Origin of the sequence: Halopiger djelfimassiliensis (assembly GCF_000455365.1) — an archaeon.
Classification (GTDB): Archaea; Halobacteriota; Halobacteria; order Halobacteriales; family Natrialbaceae; genus Halopiger_B; species Halopiger_B djelfimassiliensis.
Genome location: NZ_HG315685.1, coordinates 811,600 through 827,824 on the forward strand (window position 1 = coordinate 811,600; position 16,225 = coordinate 827,824).

The 16,225-nt window shown below is 63.3% G+C and carries 15 protein-coding genes, 1 tRNA gene and 2 pseudogenes; 7 read left to right on the plus strand and 11 right to left on the minus strand.

Annotation, left to right across the window (positions count from 1 at the left end):
- From TX80_RS19750 to TX80_RS09820, 6 genes and pseudogenes are all read left to right on the plus strand, one after another.
- Window positions 1-277, plus strand: a 277-nt coding sequence (locus TX80_RS19750) for an aldehyde dehydrogenase family protein (protein WP_230198704.1), incomplete at its 5' end; no start/stop codon positions are given.
- Between the two features lie 118 nt (window positions 278-395).
- The gene (locus TX80_RS09800; protein ID WP_049922920.1) at window positions 396-1,196 is read left to right on the plus strand and encodes an IclR family transcriptional regulator; all 801 of its coding nucleotides are present in this window, start codon (window positions 396-398) and stop codon (window positions 1,194-1,196) included.
- A gap of 198 nt (window positions 1,197-1,394) precedes the next feature.
- The gene (gene gdhB, locus TX80_RS09805) at window positions 1,395-2,696 is read left to right on the plus strand and encodes a glutamate dehydrogenase GdhB (RefSeq protein WP_049922921.1); all 1,302 of its coding nucleotides are present in this window, start codon (window positions 1,395-1,397) and stop codon (window positions 2,694-2,696) included.
- 145 nt (window positions 2,697-2,841) lie between these two features.
- Window positions 2,842-3,405, plus strand: a pseudogene (locus TX80_RS09810) (arginase family protein).
- Between the two features lie 137 nt (window positions 3,406-3,542).
- On the plus strand, window positions 3,543-4,850 hold the full coding sequence (locus TX80_RS09815; protein ID WP_049922923.1) for a class-III pyridoxal-phosphate-dependent aminotransferase: 1,308 nt from the start codon (window positions 3,543-3,545) through the stop codon (window positions 4,848-4,850).
- A gap of 625 nt (window positions 4,851-5,475) precedes the next feature.
- Complete coding sequence (locus tag TX80_RS09820) at window positions 5,476-5,883, plus strand: CBS domain-containing protein (RefSeq protein ID WP_049922924.1); 408 nt, start codon at window positions 5,476-5,478, stop codon at window positions 5,881-5,883.
- Between the two features lie 32 nt (window positions 5,884-5,915).
- Here the strand turns inward: TX80_RS09820 and TX80_RS09825 are convergent, their stop codons facing one another.
- Both TX80_RS09825 and TX80_RS09830 read right to left on the minus strand, forming a co-directional pair.
- Window positions 5,916-6,239: a hypothetical protein gene (locus TX80_RS09825; RefSeq protein WP_049922925.1), complete on the minus strand. Its 324-nt coding sequence runs from the start codon at window positions 6,237-6,239 to the stop codon at window positions 5,916-5,918.
- A complete protein-coding gene (locus TX80_RS09830) occupies window positions 6,236-6,583 on the minus strand; it encodes a hypothetical protein (RefSeq protein ID WP_049922926.1) in 348 nt (115 codons plus the stop codon). Before TX80_RS09830 ends, TX80_RS09825 begins: the two co-directional genes overlap by 4 nt.
- Window positions 6,584-6,782: 199 nt before the next feature.
- Between TX80_RS09830 and TX80_RS09835 the strand changes: the two genes are divergently transcribed.
- Entirely contained in the window at window positions 6,783-7,877 is a 1,095-nt protein-coding gene (locus TX80_RS09835) for an aminopeptidase (protein ID WP_049922927.1), read from the plus strand.
- A gap of 211 nt (window positions 7,878-8,088) precedes the next feature.
- Here the strand turns inward: TX80_RS09835 and TX80_RS09840 are convergent.
- The 9 genes and pseudogenes from TX80_RS09840 to TX80_RS09880 all read right to left on the minus strand — a co-directional run bounded on the left by TX80_RS09840 (window position 8,089) and on the right by TX80_RS09880 (window position 16,143).
- Window positions 8,089-8,160 (minus strand) — tRNA-Ala (locus TX80_RS09840).
- A gap of 165 nt (window positions 8,161-8,325) precedes the next feature.
- Window positions 8,326-9,024 carry a rhomboid family intramembrane serine protease gene (locus TX80_RS09845; RefSeq protein WP_049922928.1) on the minus strand — a complete coding sequence of 233 codons (699 nt, stop codon included), beginning with the start codon at window positions 9,022-9,024 and terminating at the stop codon, window positions 8,326-8,328.
- A 141-nt stretch (window positions 9,025-9,165) separates the two neighbouring features.
- Window positions 9,166-9,474, minus strand: a complete 309-nt coding sequence (gene rpsJ / locus TX80_RS09850; protein WP_004215311.1) for a 30S ribosomal protein S10 — start codon at window positions 9,472-9,474, stop codon at window positions 9,166-9,168.
- Entirely contained in the window at window positions 9,475-10,737 is a 1,263-nt protein-coding gene (gene tuf, locus TX80_RS09855; RefSeq protein WP_049922929.1) for a translation elongation factor EF-1 subunit alpha, read from the minus strand.
- Between the two features lie 247 nt (window positions 10,738-10,984).
- Window positions 10,985-11,932 carry a homoserine dehydrogenase gene (locus TX80_RS09860; protein WP_049922930.1) on the minus strand — a complete coding sequence of 316 codons (948 nt, stop codon included), beginning with the start codon at window positions 11,930-11,932 and terminating at the stop codon, window positions 10,985-10,987.
- Window positions 11,932-12,498: an amino acid-binding protein gene (locus TX80_RS09865; protein ID WP_049922931.1), complete on the minus strand. Its 567-nt coding sequence runs from the start codon at window positions 12,496-12,498 to the stop codon at window positions 11,932-11,934. The genes TX80_RS09860 and TX80_RS09865 overlap by 1 nt, the downstream gene beginning before the upstream one ends.
- A 137-nt stretch (window positions 12,499-12,635) precedes the next feature.
- Window positions 12,636-13,001 carry a NifU family protein gene (locus TX80_RS09870; protein WP_049922932.1) on the minus strand — a complete coding sequence of 122 codons (366 nt, stop codon included), beginning with the start codon at window positions 12,999-13,001 and terminating at the stop codon, window positions 12,636-12,638.
- Between the two features lie 99 nt (window positions 13,002-13,100).
- Window positions 13,101-14,630 carry an LVIVD repeat-containing protein gene (locus TX80_RS09875; protein ID WP_049922933.1) on the minus strand — a complete coding sequence of 510 codons (1,530 nt, stop codon included), beginning with the start codon at window positions 14,628-14,630 and terminating at the stop codon, window positions 13,101-13,103.
- A 201-nt stretch (window positions 14,631-14,831) separates the two neighbouring features.
- Window positions 14,832-16,143: pseudogene (locus TX80_RS09880) on the minus strand (RNA-guided endonuclease InsQ/TnpB family protein).
- Between the last annotated feature and the right edge of the window lie 82 nt (window positions 16,144-16,225).

Consider the following 16,225-nt stretch of genomic DNA (forward strand, 5'->3'; position numbering starts at 1 on the left):
TCCCTATGGCCTCGCGGGCGCGGTCATCTCCGAGGATTACCGCCAGATCAACTACTTCCGCGATCACGCCGAAGCCGGACTGGCGTACGGCAACCTGCCGTGTATCGGCGCGGAAGTCCAGCTGCCGTTCGGCGGCGTCGGCAAGTCGGGCAACGGCTACCCCAGCGCGCGTGAGGCTATCGAGGCCGTTACCGAACGCACCGCCTGGACGATGAACAACTCCAAGGAGATCGAGATGGCACAGGGCCTCTCCGCCGACATCAAAACCGACGAGTAACCACCCAATCCGCTCTACCCGTTTTCTCCACTCGTTCGACGAAACCGCGTTCGATACCGCCGAACGACAAGTTTGATATTTGCAAACATTTAAGAGACGAGATGGCGAACGGTGGGATATGCCCGGCGGTTCAAACGAAACGAGCGGTCCGCGCCAGATCAAATCGGTTCACCGAGCCGCCGAAATACTCGAGACGATCAAGCAACTCAACGGGGGGACGCTGACCGAAATCACGGACGCCGTCGATCTGACGAAGGGGACGGTACACACGTATCTCCGGACCCTCTACGAGTGTGGCTATCTCATGGAGGAAGACGGTGTCTACCGGCTCAGCTTGCGGCTCATCACGATCGGCGAACACGTACGCAACGAAACCAACCTGTACATGGCCGGCCACGGCGAGGTCGACGAACTCGCCGAGCGCACGGGTGAGTACGCACACCTCGTCGCCGAGGAACGCGGTCGGGAGGTCACCTTATACGAGAGCCGCGGCGAGTACGCGATCGCGACCGACTATCACCTTCGGATGCGGGAGACACCACAGTACTTACACGACAGCGCCGCGGGCAAAGCGATTCTCGCCAACTTCGATGCGGACCAGCGGGACGCGATCATCGCGGATCAGGACCTGCAGCCGCAGACGGAGAAGACCATCACGGACGAAGCCGAACTTCGAGAGGCGCTCGCGGAGATCCGGGAGAACGGCTACGCGCTCAACGACGAGGAGGAGATCCGCGGTATGCGTGCGGTTGGGGCTCCGATCCGAGCACCCGACGGGACCGTTCTCGGTGCAGTGAGCGTGACCGCTCCGACCAGCCGGTTGAAAGGCGATCGGTTCCGGTCGGAAGTCCCCGAAATCGTCATGGAGACGGCGAATCTCATCGAAGTGAACCTCGAGACGGCGCAGTTCGACGGCTAGCTGTCTCGGCCCGAGTCGGGGCACGAAGATATATATGGGAGGGTTGTCCAACCCTTGGGATACGCAGCGCCAATGACCGACGATCCTCAGCAACGGCAGTGTCCGGTATGTTATGTCACGATCGATTCGTATGGTTCGGAGCCGCGATGTGGGAACTGCTACTGGAGCAGCAACACGAAACAGCCGAGTGATTGACCAATGACGACACCAGCAGCACCTCGCGGTACTGACGAACAGCCATCGGAGTCCGAATCGGAATCGGAGTCACCGATCGCAACGGCTCTCGCCCAACTCGAGACTGCGGCCGCGGAACTCGATGTCGACGACGGGCAACTCGAGCAGCTCCGGCACCCGACCAAAACGCTCGAGGTATCGATCCCGGTCCGCCGGGATTCGGGCGAGGTCGAGGTATTCACCGGCTATCGCGTCCAGCACTTCGACGTTCGCGGGCCGTACAAAGGCGGACTTCGATATCACCCCGACGTCTCCGCCTCGGAGTGTACCGCACTCGCGATGTGGATGACCTGGAAGTGTGCCGTGATGGACCTTCCTTTCGGCGGCGCGAAGGGTGGGGTCGTCGTCGATCCCAACACCCTGAGCCGGGACGAAACGGAACGGCTGACCCGTCGCTTCGCCGAAGAACTGCGCGAGTTCATCGGTCCCGAACGCGACATTCCCGCGCCGGACATGGGGACCGACGCACAGACGATGGCCTGGTTTATGGACGCCTACTCGATGCAGGAGGGCGAGACGGTGCCCGGCGTCGTCACCGGCAAACCGACGGTGGTCGGCGGGAGTCGGGGCCGAGACGAAGCGCCCGGCCGAAGCGTCGCCATCGTCACCCGGGAAACGCTTACCCACTACGGCTACGATCTCGAGGACGCGACCGTCGCGGTGCAGGGATACGGCGCGGTGGGAGCACACGCAGCCCGACTCCTCGACGACTGGGGTGCACGCGTCGTGGCCGTAAGCGACGTCGACGGCGGCGTATACGACCCCGACGGGCTCGATACCCGGCGCGTTCCGACGGCCGACGAGTCCGACGAGTCGGTTATCGAAGCGACCGACCACCAGCGGCTCTCGAACGACGAACTGCTGGAACTGGACGTGGACGTGCTCATACCGGCGGCGGTCGGCAACGTCCTCACCGAGGATAACGCCGACGACGTTCGGGCCGATCTGATCGTCGAAGGGGCAAACGGGCCGACGACGACCGAGGCCGACGCCATCTTCGCGGAGCGGGACATCCCCGTCGTTCCCGATATCCTCGCGAACGCCGGCGGCGTCACGGTGAGCTACTTCGAGTGGCTCCAGCACATCAACCGTCGGAGCTGGTCGCTCGAGCGGGTCCGCGAGGAACTCGAGTCGGAGATGATCGACGCCTGGGAGACGGTCCGGACGGCGGCCGACGAGCGCGACATCTCGTGGCGAACCGCCGCGTACGTCGTCGCGCTCTCGCGGGTCAACGAGGCACAGGACGCCCGCGGACTGTGGCCCTGAAGCGATGACGCGAGATACCACGACGCTCGACGATACTGGTTCCGATCGCCCGGCACGAACAGCCCGCTTGCTCGGCGTTCCGGTGGTCCTCGGCGCGGATCGGCGCGGGGTCGGTATAGGCCAACGAGCCATCCGCTAAGCGGATATCGTTGCGGAACTCGAGACGGCTGACATCACCGCCACCGACGCGGGAGACCTGCGTGTCCCTCGTCCCGGAACGATCGACCCGGCCGACGCGAAGTACGTGGCCGAGATCGCACGCGTCACCGACACACTCGCCGACGACATCGCCGAGGCGATCGATGACGACGAACTGCCGCTCGCTTTCGGCGGCGATCACGCGCTTGCGATGGGACGATTCGTGGGACGGTGCGGACTGCCGATGTCAGCGTCGTCTGGTTCGATGTTCACGGCGACTACAACACGCCCTCGAGATCGCGACCGACGGGACGACGGCATCCACGTCAGCCTCGATCCCGACTGGCTCGATCCGGTCGTGGCTCCGGGCGTTGGAACGCCCGTTCGCGGCGGCGTCGAGTACCGGGCGGCGCGGGTTGCGCTCTCGAAAGTCGCCGAACGCGATCGCAACGGGGACATCCTTCGCCCGATGGAGGTCGTCGAAGTGAATCCGCGTCTCGATCGGGACAACCGAACCGCGGAGGTCGCCGCCGAACTCGCAGCTACTGCGCTCGGCAAACGGCGAACGTAACCGACCGGCGACTCGCCGCTCGAACGGCAGTCACGGGGACAACACGTCGGGAACGCGACCACGACGTGTCGATGAGCGCAACCGTTCGGCATCGAAGAACCCTGTGATTTATGCTGGTGGTTTCCTTCCATTAGAGCATGCAGCGCGAAACAGCAGAGCCAACCGTACAGCAATTGCCGGGTCCAACTGCCGAGAAATGGGTCGATCTGCACCACCAGGCTGCAGCGACGAGTACCTACGTCTACGATTTCGTCTGGGACATCACCGAAGATGCCGAAGGACCGTTCTGTACGGACGCTGATGGAAACGTCCTCCTCGACTTTACCAGCCACGTCGCCGCTGCCCCGCTGGGATACAACAACCCGAAGATCATGGATGACCTCCGCGAGTTCGACCTCGTGGATCCGATGAAGATCGCCGGACAGGACTTCTACGTCAGCACCGGTGGGACGCCCGACGAAGCCGAACTCCCCGGGCCGACACACCTGATGAACAAGCTGACCGAGATCACCGCCAAGTACGACATGGACACGGTCTTCCTGTCGAACTCCGGCGCGGAGGCGGTCGAGAACGCGATGAAGATCTGTTACGATCACTGCGAGCAACCCAAGTACGGCCTGACGTTCGAGGGTGCCTTCCACGGTCGGACGCTCGGTGCGCTTTCGCTGAACCGGTCGAAGTCCGTCTACCGCCGCGATTTCCCCGAACTCAGCGGCATCCACGACGTCCCACACAGTATGGAGGGCGTCGAACGCCTTCGGGAGAAACTCGACCCCGACAACGGACACATTCCCCCGGAACAGGTCGCGTTCATGATCCTCGAGCCGGTCCAGGGTGAGGGCGGGTACCGGGTCCCCGACGCCGAGTTCATGCGTGCCGTCAACGACCTCTGTTCGGAACACGACATTCCGATCATCGCCGACGAGATCCAGTCCGGTGTCGGCCGTACCGGTGAGATGTGGGCGTCGGATCACTTCGACTTCGAACCGGACGTCATCACGAGCGCGAAAGCACTCCGAGTCGGTGCGACGATCTCGCGCTCGGACATATTCCCCGACGAGCGGGCGCGTATCTCCTCGACGTGGGGTGCCGGCGACATCCTGGCATCCATTCAGGGATCGCTCACGCTCGCCGCGATCGAGGAACACGACTTGCTCTCCCACGCCGAGAAACAGGGCACCGCCTTCCTCGACCGTCTCGCGTCCCTTCAGGAGGACCACGAGGAAGTCATCGAGGACGTCCGCGGTCTCGGGCTCATGACCGCCGTCGAGTTCGACACCAAGGATCGCCGGGAAGCGGTCATGGAAGCCGCCCTCGAGCGGGGACTGTTGACCCTCGGCTGTGGCAAGAAGGCCCTTCGGCTGCTGCCGCCGCTTGACGTCCGCGACCGCGAACTCGACATCGCCGTCGACCTCCTCGACGAGGCAGTCGAGGACGCCAGCTAACCGAACTGCTCGACGTTCCCAGTCCCGTCGGCAGGTTGACTCGAGACGGGGCGAGCGCGGGAAACCGCTTTCCCGCTGGACGGGTATCACGGACGGATGCGACGAGTCCGTGTCTCAACACGCATGTCACGATAGACCCGACCATAAAATAGTATGGCGGGTGTGACATCACCTATCTTCACAGCTACCATATAATTCGTTTTCCAGTATACGATCGAATCCGATCCACGCAGCGAAGTCGTAGTGGTTGTCCGTCGGTTTTCTCCCTGAGACGGCCGTTCTCCGAAGCAGCCACATCGGAGACCGTCGGTCACCGGAACGGCTATCGTTGCCAATGTGACCCCGGGTCACGAGATTCTGAAACGGCGCTTAGACCGCCCTCAGTTCGAACACACACCGGAACCGACACGGAGTACGATCGACGCCCGTTCGATCAAACATATCTGATACTCTATCTGCATTCGTATCTGGTAGATATGCATTACTGCGGCGCAAACGGTCGCACGAGAATCCGTACGAATCGTTCGCCCAACCCCGATCGAGCACGAGCGGAGACTCACCGACGTGTGGCGGCCACGTAATCCGGTTCACCAATTCTTATATCCTGTAACGGGCATTTCCCTCTATGGAAGACATTTTCGTCGCTCGTGTCATGTCCTCGTCGCTGCATACGGTCCGACCGGACACGCTCGTCGAGGAGGCTGGGCAGGTGATGCTCGAGAACGACATCGGTTCGGTGATCGTCATCGACGAAGCAGGCGAACTCGAGGGGATCCTCACGTCCACGGACTTCGTCGATATCGTCGCACAGAGCCGGCCGAAAGCCGAGACGACGGTTTCGCGGTACATGAGTACGGACGTCGTCACCGCATGTGCGCAGGATAGCATCCGCGACGTCGCGGACCTGATGATCGAACACGGGTTCAAACACGTCCCGGTCGTCGACGAGACGGAAGGGGTAATCGGGATGGTGACGACGACCGATCTGGCCTCCTACCTCTCCCGTATCCAGCACCCGAGTCCGGACGACTAACTCGAGAGCCGACCGCCACGGGCATCGAGAACTCAATCGGCAGTCAACGCACGAACCGACTCGTTGATCTCCTCGGTCCTCGAGACCTGTTTCCCGTTGGCGGTCGCGACCGTCCCGGCTTCCGCGACGAGTTCGTCCACGTCGGTCGCGACGCTCCGGGCGGAGTCGTCAACCTGTTCCATGACCTCGGTCGCCTCGACCGCCGTATGCTGTCCTTCCTCCGAGAGTCGCTGAGCACGCTCGCTGGTCGCGGCGACCGCTTCGGCCGTCGAGGCGATTTCCTCGACCGACGCCGACGTGTCCGCGACCTCGCTGGCGATATCATCCTGAGGGCAAGTGCCGGTATCCGAGCTCACTCCCGGTGCTGTTCGTCCCCGTTCGCCAGTACCTGGCCCACCCGCTCGAGTCGATCCTGAAGGGCCTGTACTTCCGTTGGCGTCAGCTCCACGTCGGCGTGGCCGGTTCCGTGATCGCCGGCCGTGGCGTCGATGCTCACGACGAGTCGCCGGCCGCCGTCGTCCGGCCGGACCGACAGGTCCGCCCGATCGGGGTAATCACGCGGCGGCCCAATCTCGAGCGTGGCCTCGCCGCGGCTGACGCCGATCCGAACGCGATTCGCCTGCTCGAGGTCAAGCGACGCATCGAGCGGTTCCTCGACGGACTCCCGAGGGCGTTTAGATTGGTCTTCGGTATCATCCATCACAGCCAATGATAGTGGTGCGATCCACTTGGGTGTACTCCAGCACTCGGACCGGTCCATCGGCGTTCGACGCGACCGGTTCGGCGAGCGACCGGAGACGGAAGGGTCACGTCCATTCGCTGAACGCGTCTCGGTGCCGTTCTCGGGCCGCCACGAACGAACAGCTACTATTATTTGTCAGAGCCGGAACAAAGCCGGCATGGACCAACGCATACGGGACCACGCCGCGGTGCTCGTCGACTGGAGCGCAGGCGTCGAGGACGGCGACGACGTCGTCGTCGCGGTCGGCGAAGGCGCACACGATCTCGGCGTCGCCGTCCTCGAGAAACTGGGTTCGGTCGGAGCCAACCCCGTCACGACGTACGATTCCGAGGAGATGCGGCGCGCGTTTCTCCGTTCCCACGACGGTGACTTCGAGGCCACTCCCGCCCACGAACTCGCGTTGTACGAGCGGGCCGACACGATACTCCACCTCGTCGGGTCGCGAAACACGACCGCACTCGCCGACGTTCCACCGGACGCCCGCCACGCCTGGCCGACCGCGGCGGTTCGCGAGGCCTGGCTGGCGACCGACTGGGTCAAGACGCTCCACCCGACGCGGGCCCGGGCACAGCAGGCCGGCATGGCCTACCCGGCGTACGAGGAGTTCGTCTACGACGCGATCCTGCGTGACTGGGCGGCACTCGCCGAGGAGATGGCGGCGTTGAAAGACCTCCTCGACGCCGGCAGTGAGGTTCGACTCGTCACGCCGGACACCCACCTCACGATGTCCATCGAGGATCGCACCGCGGTCACTAGCGCGGCCTCGATCACTGCTGGCTCCGCCAACCTCCCCGACGGCGAGGTGTTTACCGTGCCGGCCACCGCCGAGGGTGAGATCCAGTTCGACGTGCCGATGACCCACGACGGCGCACCCGTTCGAGACGTCCGCCTGACCCTCGAGGACGGTGCGGTCGTCGACTGGGCCGCCGAGGTCGGCGAACGTGTGCTCGAGGACGTTCTGACCGTCGACGAAGGTGCGCGCCGCCTCGGCGAGTTCGGCATCGGGATGAACCGCGGTATCGACCGCTACACGAACACTATCCTCTTCGACGAGAAGATGGGCGGTACCGTCCACCTCGCCGTCGGAGACGCCTACAGCGAATGCCTCCCTGAGGACGAACCGGGCAATCAAAGCGCCATCCACGCCGATCTCATCACCGACGTGACGAGGGATGGCAGTCGGCTGGAAATCGACGGGGAGGTCGTCCAGCGTAACGGCCTGTTCCGGTGGGAAGACGACTTCGAGGGATAGGCCGGAGTCCCGCCTCGCCGACACGTCCGGTCAGGAGTCGAGCGGTTCGGGGTCAGTAAATTGTGGGAACGTTCTCACCTAATTACCCTCGATCCCTTCGATCAAATCGCCGGGCGGCGTCGACTCGAGTGCTCCGGATGGAAGAACTCTGATTTCTTCCCTCGCTAACGATGCGACTTAGCGCATAGTTCGAAATGTCAAAACAACTGGATGGACTCGCCGGGATTTGAACCCGGGGCCTCTTCCTTGCGAAGGAAGCGATCTGCCACTGATCTACGAGCCCTCGAACGTTCATAACCGCGAGATCTATTTGTAGCTTGTGTTTCGAAGACGGCGCGTGAGTCACCACCACAGGAAGTTATCGACCCCGTTGATCCTCGATCGCTCGAGCCGTCCGATCCCGGCCACCGTCGGCGTCGCTTCGGCCGTGGATGTCGGAACCGATCGACTAGGTCGTCGGTCGAGCGGACCCGCCGCGTCTCCCCACGTGTAACACGCGCAGCCGTCCCGCAAGCAGTCCCAGCAGGAACCCCGTGAAGTGAGCGAGCAGCGCGACACCTGGCGCAGCCGTTGCCAGCGTCACCGCGACGGCAAGTCCCAGAAAGACGAGCGCGGAGAGCCATCCCGGGACGTCGACGAAGGAAGCGAGCCCGGCCGACAGCCGGTTCGAGGCGAGCAGGTAGCCAAGAAGGGCGAAGACACCGCCGCTGGCACCGCGTACCGGACGGAGCGCAAACCAGCCCCCGAGGAACGGCACGCCGGTCAGCAGCCCGCTGAGAACGATCTGGGCGATGCCGGCGGTCGCGCCGGTCAGCAGGAAAAACGCGTGGAACCGGAGCCGGGTTGTCGCACGGGCAACCGGCCACCCGAAGACGACCAGCGCGAGACTGTTCGACAGGAGGTGGCCGAAATCGCTGTGAGCGTAGACGCTCGTGACGATCGTCCACGGATCGGTCGCGATCGGCGGCGCGAGGACGAAGAGGCCGGCTGCCAACCCGAGGCTGTGCAGTGCCGTTATCCGCTGGAGGACAAACACGACGGCGAAGGCGACCAGTAAGTCGACGATCGGACTCTGCGACCCTGCATCGGTCGATCCCGGGGTCGTCCCCGTAGTGGGCCCCCGATCGAGCCGCGAGCGATTGCTCATGACGGCTACTGCGGTGGCGACTCCTAAAAGTTCCCCCGACGGGCCGTAGCGGTGGCGACCGGCAGCGATAGCTACGGGTTCCGGTGAGCACCAAGAAAACGGTAAAAACGCAACTGCAACCGTGATCGCGACCGTCCGTCGTTAGTCTTCGAGGACGATCTCGATCGAGACGTCGTTTGGCACCTGAATGCGCATGAGCTGTCGGAGTGCGCGTTCGTCGGCGTCCAGATCGATCAGGCGCTTGTGGACGCGCATCTCCCAGTGCTCCCACGTGGCGGTGCCCTCGCCGTCGGGCGATTTCCGGGTCGGCACCTCGAGGGTCTTCGTCGGCAGCGGGATCGGACCACTCAGGTTGACGCCGGTGTTGTTCGCGATCTCGCGGACGTCGTCGCAGATGTCGTCCAGGTCGTCCGGACTGGTTCCCGCGAGTCGAACGCGTGCTTGCTGCATTTATTTCTCGTTGACCTCGAGGACCTTGCCGGCCGCGATGGTCTGACCCATGTCACGGATGGCGAAGCTCCCGAGTTCGGGGATCTCGCTGGACGGCTCGATGCTGAGGGGCTTCTGGGGTCGAATGGTGACCACAGCAGCGTCGCCCGACTGGATGAAGTCGGGGTTCTCCTCGGCGACCTCGCCGCTCGAGGGGTCCATCTTCTTGTCGATCGACTCGATCGTACAGGCGACCTGCGCCGTGTGGGCGTGGAAGACCGGCGTGTAGCCCGCCGTGATGACCGAGGGGTGCTGCATGACGACGACCTGTGCCTGGAAGGTCTCGGCGACGGACGGCGGGTCGTCTGCGGGACCGCAGACGTCACCGCGACGGATGTCGTCCTTGCCGATGCCGCGGACGTTGAACCCGACGTTGTCACCGGGCTCGGCCTTCGGCACTTCCTCGTGGTGCATCTCGATGGTCTTGACCTCGCCACCGACGTCCGACGGCTGGAAGGAGACGTCGTCGCCGGTCTGCATGACACCGGTCTCGATACGTCCGACGGGGACGGTACCGATACCCGAGATCGTGTAGACGTCCTGAATCGGGAGTCGGAGCGGCGCGTCCGTCGGCGGCTCCGGTTCCGGCAGGTCGTTCAGGGCCTCGAGCAGCGTTTCGCCGTCGTACCACGGCGTCTCGTCGGAGGCCTCGGCGATGTTGTCGCCCTCGAACGCCGAGATCGGGATGAACGAGGCGTCGTCGGTCTGGAACTGGACCTGCTTGAGCAGCTGGTTGACCTCGTCGACGACCTCGTCGAACGTCGACTCCTTGTAGTCGACGACGTCCATCTTGTTGACGCCGATGATGAGTTCGTCGATACCGAGGGTACGGGCCAGGAAGACGTGCTCCTGGGTCTGGGGCGCGACGCCGTCGTCAGCGGCGACGACGAGGACGGCGTTGTCCGCCTGGGATGCGCCCGTGATCATGTTCTTGACGAAGTCGCGGTGACCAGGACAGTCGACGATTGTGAAGTCGTACTCGTCGGTCGAGAACTCCTGGTGGGCGATGTCGATGGTGACACCACGCTCTCGCTCTTCGGCGAGGTTGTCCATGACGTAGGCGAACTCGAAGCCGCCCTTGCCCTTCTCCTCGGCTTCCTCGCGGTGCTGTTCGATGACGTGCTCGGGTACGCTCCCCGTCTCGTAGAGGAGTCGCCCCACGAGCGTACTCTTCCCGTGGTCAACGTGACCGATGATGGCCAGGTTCTGATGTCGTTCGCTCATTGTTGTAGCTCACGCGCAGAGGCGCTTATATCGGTCTCTTTGGCTCGTTGCGGTTAAAACCATTTCGAAAGCGTATTCAGGTGAACCCGACGCTTGCTTGCGGTTTGTGTCTTTGCCACACGATTCGTCCGCCGACCGTCGCCGGGTCCCGGCAAACCGTCGAAGGGACCGGCCGAGAAATACGGATCCGTTCACGACGACGCCGTAGCCGTCGAACGGTACCGAACTGCATTCGCCGTCGAATCCGTTACAGTGGGGGCAGTCGCCCGACGTCGGAGAGGACGGCGGTGGCCGTCTCCGGACCCCCGGCACCGCGGCCGCTGTTGTGCAGGCTGCCCGCGTGCTTCGTCTCGATCTGGACGATGTTTCGCGTGCCGGTCACCGCGAGCGCACCCTTTTCCGGCACGAGCCGTGGACCGACCCGGACGCCGTTGCGGGTTGCTTCGCCGATGAGGCGAATCGTTCGACCGTCCTCGGCCGCGAGGTCCAGTGCACTGCCGGGGACGTCCTGAATGCCGGTCACGTCGGCGTCCTCGAGCGAGAAACCGCCGTCGGCCAGCACGTTCGCGAGGATGACGAACTTCAGTGCGGCGTCGGTACCGTCGACGTCGAACGTCGGATCGGCCTCCGCGACGCCGAGATCCTGTGCCTCCGCGAGCACGTGTTCGTAGTCCAGTCCCTCCGCGGCCATGCGCGTGAGGATGAAGTTCGCCGTCCCGTTGAGCACACCGCGGACGGCCGTCACCGCCTGTGGCGTCGAGTCTTCGATCGTCGACAGGACGGGAATCGCGCCGCCGACCGTCGCCTCGAACCGGACCGATCCGGCGCTTTCGGCCTCGAGTGTGCGGAGTTCCTCGTAGCGTTCGGCGACGGGACCTTTGTTCGCCAACACGACGTGGCGATCGGCTTCAAGTGCACGTTTCGCGTGCGTGAAGCCGGGTTCGGCGTCCCCGAGCGTCGTCGGTGTTGCCTCCACGAGGACGTCGTACTCGGCCTCGAAGACTGCACCGGGGGCGTCGGATCCGACGGGATCACCGGCGACTTTGCGATCTAACGCGGCGGTTACGTCGATGCCGTCGCCGTCGATCGCGGCGGTCGTCGAATCGGCCAGTGCCACGACGTCGTGGCCGTACTCTCCGGCGAGGTCGGCGACCGACCGGCCGACGTCACCGGCACCGAGGATTGCGAGCCGCATCAGGCCTCACCTCCGAGGAGGGGTTCGACGACGGTCAGGTCCTTTTCGGCACCGATCGAGCGGATCGACTCGAGGGCCTCGGTCGATCGGCCGGAGTCGATCGCGAGGCGAACGCGAGCGCTCGCGACGCCGTCGGTGCCCTCGGGGGCGGCCAGCGAGAGATCGAGAACGACCGCATCCGCTTCGGCTTCGATGCGGGAAAGCGTCCCCGAGAGATCGTTTTCGACGAGGTGGCCGACCAACACGACGTTGATCTCTTCGCCGTAGTGTTCGGCACCGGCCTGAATGACGTTGACGCCGGCATCGCGGACGCCTTCGACGACGTCGTCGAACCGGTCGGGTGGACACTCGAGGTCGACTTCGACGGGAATGTGTCCACGGGGTGTGATATTCCCGCGTTCGTGGTGAATACTCAACAGGTTGCCGCCGTTGTCGGCGATGGGAGCGAGCGCGCGAAGCAACTCTCCGGGTTCGTCGACGAGTTCGAGCCGGACGGTATAGGCGCGAACGCCGCCGTCGGTTTCGGGTTCGTCGCTGTCGTCGCCGTCGGCGCGGTCGTCACCCATCGTTGTCACCTCCCGCCTGCGGGCGTCCACACGTCGTCATGATGTATGACTCCGTAATTGGGGCGTAAAAGCATATAGGCGTTCCCAAAACTATCCAGCTTTGTCAACACAGGACACGGGACGAGGCTTCCCGACCGTCAAAGGTGATCCTTCCCGGGGTTCGAGGACCCCCAGTCACCCCGACCGCCTTCGGTCCGGTCGATTCCCATGATCGACTCGGCCTGTTCCGGACCGCCCAGACTCTCTCTGGCGTCCGGAACGCGGACCGTAACCTCGTCGATTTCGGGCCATTTGATGAGTTCGGCCTCGATGTTGCCCGTCGTGACGTCGCTGACCGAACAGCCCTTGCAGCCGCCACCGAGTTCGATGATCACCTCACCGGTTTCGGGATCGGCTTCCCGCACCGCGCTCGTGCCGCCGTGCATCTGGATGATGGGCATCTCGCGGCTGAGCCAGTCCTCGACCCGTTCTCGAAGCGAGGGATCGGCGTCGGATTCAGTCATCGCTCGCCCTAGGTTCTCGACCGGTGAATAGGTTTGGTCGACGGGCCGAAACCATCAGAATCGTTCCTGAACGACGATCGTGACCTTCCGGACGCCGGGTCAGTCGCCACCGCGGCGGCGCAGCCACTCGAGCGTTGCCATCCCGCCGGCGACGCCGACGCTGACCGGGCCGAATCCGGGTATCGATTCGCTCTCGCTTGCGTTCGTCCCGCTTGCGTTCTCGTCGCTACCGTTTTCGCTACTGTTTTTCTTCCCGTCGTTTTCGCTGCTGTTCTCGGCGTCTGATTCGGCCTCCTCGGGAGGGACGACGTCGAACTCGAGATCGTCGGGATCGGTCAGCGACGGCGCATCGGCCTGCTCGCCGGCTTCGACCGGGAACGTGTAGAGTGCTCCATCGGTTGGTGCCTCCGGAATTGCCTCCGTACTGCTCGCGATGAAGACCTCGCCCGGCTGTGCGATGCGGGCCGTCCAGAACCCCGCGTTCCCGGGATCGCGCCACCAGGCGAGTTCGTCCGGCTCGGCGGGGTCGCTCACGTCGTGGATCTTCACGCCGCCCTGGTACCACGCCGAGTAGAGGTGACCGTCCCGGATCTCGAGGTTGTGTGCGGTCGTCCAGAGTTTGCCGCCGTAGCGTTCGTTGACCGCTGGGGGGGCCTCGATGGTCGCTCGATGGTCCGGCTCGCTCGGGTCGGTCAGATCGTACAGGTCGATCCCACCTGGACCGTCGGGCTCGCCGGTCCCGGTCGCCCAAGCCTCGCGACCGACGGCCATGAGGTCGCCGGTTTCGTCGACCGTGGCGTAGTGGTCGTTTCCGGGGAGACCGGTCTGGTACTCCCGGTAATTATCGTTCTGAGGACGGTCCCCGAGATCGGGGACATCCGGATCCGACACGTGGGAGATATACGTGGGATCGGTGGGATCGGAAACGTCAAGCAGATACGTTCCCGCGTCCCAGTACGGGAGATACGCGATATCGTCCTGGACGAACACGTCGTGGAGGTACCGGACGAAAAAGTTGACGTCCTGCCACCCGGGTTCGTGCTCGAGAAGGGACCAGCGGCCGATCTCCTCGACGCCGTCGCTGACGTCGTAGATGAGAAGCGGGTTCTCTTCGGGAGTGTTGACGACGATGTACAGCAGTTCGTCCTCGAGATAGCAGTTGTGAATGTGAAAGCCGGTCTCGTAGGGTTCACCTATCGGTTCGGGGGCGGCGGGATCGCTCACGTCGTAGCGGATGAACCCCTGAAATCGCTCGCCGGGACCGGAACCGCGACTCGGGTTTGCCGGCCCGGCGACGACCAACAGATCGCCGTCGACCTTGACGTCGAGGACCTCGTCGAACCGCTTGCCGTCGATCTCGAGGTTCCGCCGCTCGGCGAGCACTTCGGGGGCCGACGGATCGCTGATGTCGACGATCGCGAAACCGTTCGTAGTGGCGAGATAGGCGGTCTCGCCGTCGTCGCCGACGACCGCTTCCGCCGCCATCGGGACGGAAACCTGACCGAGCGGCTCGTACGCATCCTGCTGTCGGGTGGTTGTGCCAGCCGACCGAGACGCCGCGGCTGTACTCGGGAGGGACAGGGTAAGGCCGACAGCACTACTCGTCGTGAGGAACGCTCTCCGCTCCATAATTGCAGCAATGGATACAGGTACATAGAAGGTGTGGATTCGGCGACCGATTCGCGTTCTGTACCCTCGAGATACGGGACTGGCGTGACGAGTCCGGGTTCCGTTGACATCCTCCTCCGGCTGAAGGCGGAGGAATCCCGAGTCAAGCGAATCGAAGATTCGCGTACATCGCGAACCTCCGGTTCGCTCAGCGTTGGGATATTAGGGTTTGCAGTCTCCCCGTTCTCTCGGTGTGAACCGTCCGCTCTCGCGGTCGAACAGCAAGACTCCAGGCTGTGCCAACCAGCCGTTACTCATATCCCCGGTCGGGGGACTCTGAGTTATCTTTCTGCGAATGTTCACCGCACCGTTCACGTCCGCGTTCATCGTCGTCTCACACGACGAACAGACGTATAGACCACGCTCCACGCGGTTCCCATCTCGAATTTGTCCGCAACACGAACACGTCTTCGAGGTGTTCCCCTCGTCTACTCGGTCAACGAGGATACCGTGTTCTTCGGCCTTGTATTCGAGAAGGCGAACGAATCGGTCGAACTCCCATCCGTGGAGTTTCTTGTTCCCCGACTGGCCCCAGTTCCGCGAGTCGCCATTCTCATCCTCGCGGATGTCGCTGAGGTCGCCAACCGCGATATTCCCCACACCCTTTTCGACACACCGCTCAACGATGTGCTTGCTGAGGGTGTGAAGGAAGTGGTCTTTGCGCCGGGAGAGTTTCCGGCGAGCCTTCAACGCACGTTTCGATGGCCCGTTCTCGCCTTCGGTCTGGTACTCCTCGCGGGTGAAATAGTGCTTGTCTTCTTTCAGCGTGTTCCCCGGATACAACTCTGAGGGGCCGTCCTCGTAGTCGATGGCGAGATAGTTGCTGATACCAAGATCGATACCCGCCGTGTTGTCGCCGGGAGCGTCCCCAACTGGAATCTCTTTCTTACAGACGAGGTGCAGTTCCCACTCGTCTCCGTTCCAGACGGCACGCACCTGCTGGATGTTCTCGACTTCTACGTCGGGCCGGGTTTCGTACTCCGCGAGGATGAAGTCTGACCGTCCGTCTTTCAGATTCCAACCTTTCGAGAGGCGGAGTTGACCGTGTTTGGCGTCGTGCTTGATGCCTTTCTGTTTCCACGTCATGGTGGAGCGCGGGTGTCGGTCGCCACGTTTCCGGTAGCCCGGTGGATTGTTGCCGTCGTCGGAGTTGTACCAGCCGTTAAACGCTTCAGCAAGCTCTTCAAGAACTCGCTGTGCTCAATGAGCAAAGCTCATTGGCATCACGAGACGGCTTCGCCGTCTCGAACGAACTTGACTGAGAATGCAGGTCACTATAGCGTTCGTGGTTTTTCAACTCCGATTTCAGTTCGGCTTCGTCGGGTATCTCACCGTCTTCATCCCACCGTTCTTGGATGTAGTAGCGTCCGACGTTCCACAGTTTGGATGCGGAGAACCCGCACTGGTCGAGGTCGTCACGAACCTGACTGTGGTTCGTGATGCGTGCGACGTAGGTGCGGGTCGTCTCCAGCATCGTACTGTGTTCATAACCAGTTATGAAATAGAGTATATTAAAGCCCGTGTTTGACGTGGAATATCCGGGCCTGTCGGTGCCG

Coding starts and splice junctions, on each gene's coding strand:
- TX80_RS09800 (WP_049922920.1), top strand. CDS start 396: ATGCCCGGCGGTTCAAACGAAACGAGCGGTCCGCGCCAGATCAAATCG.
- TX80_RS09835 (WP_049922927.1), top strand. CDS start 6,783: ATGGACCAACGCATACGGGACCACGCCGCGGTGCTCGTCGACTGGAGC.
- TX80_RS09860 (WP_049922930.1), bottom strand. CDS start 11,932: ATGCGGCTCGCAATCCTCGGTGCCGGTGACGTCGGCCGGTCGGTCGCC.
- TX80_RS09845 (WP_049922928.1), bottom strand. CDS start 9,024: ATGAGCAATCGCTCGCGGCTCGATCGGGGGCCCACTACGGGGACGACC.
- TX80_RS09870 (WP_049922932.1), bottom strand. CDS start 13,001: ATGACTGAATCCGACGCCGATCCCTCGCTTCGAGAACGGGTCGAGGAC.
- TX80_RS09875 (WP_049922933.1), bottom strand. CDS start 14,630: ATGGAGCGGAGAGCGTTCCTCACGACGAGTAGTGCTGTCGGCCTTACC.
- rpsJ (WP_004215311.1), bottom strand. CDS start 9,474: ATGCAGCAAGCACGCGTTCGACTCGCGGGAACCAGTCCGGACGACCTG.
- gdhB (WP_049922921.1), top strand. CDS start 1,395: ATGACGACACCAGCAGCACCTCGCGGTACTGACGAACAGCCATCGGAG.
- TX80_RS09830 (WP_049922926.1), bottom strand. CDS start 6,583: ATGGATGATACCGAAGACCAATCTAAACGCCCTCGGGAGTCCGTCGAG.
- TX80_RS09820 (WP_049922924.1), top strand. CDS start 5,476: ATGGAAGACATTTTCGTCGCTCGTGTCATGTCCTCGTCGCTGCATACG.
- TX80_RS09815 (WP_049922923.1), top strand. CDS start 3,543: ATGCAGCGCGAAACAGCAGAGCCAACCGTACAGCAATTGCCGGGTCCA.
- TX80_RS09865 (WP_049922931.1), bottom strand. CDS start 12,498: ATGGGTGACGACCGCGCCGACGGCGACGACAGCGACGAACCCGAAACC.
- tuf (WP_049922929.1), bottom strand. CDS start 10,737: ATGAGCGAACGACATCAGAACCTGGCCATCATCGGTCACGTTGACCAC.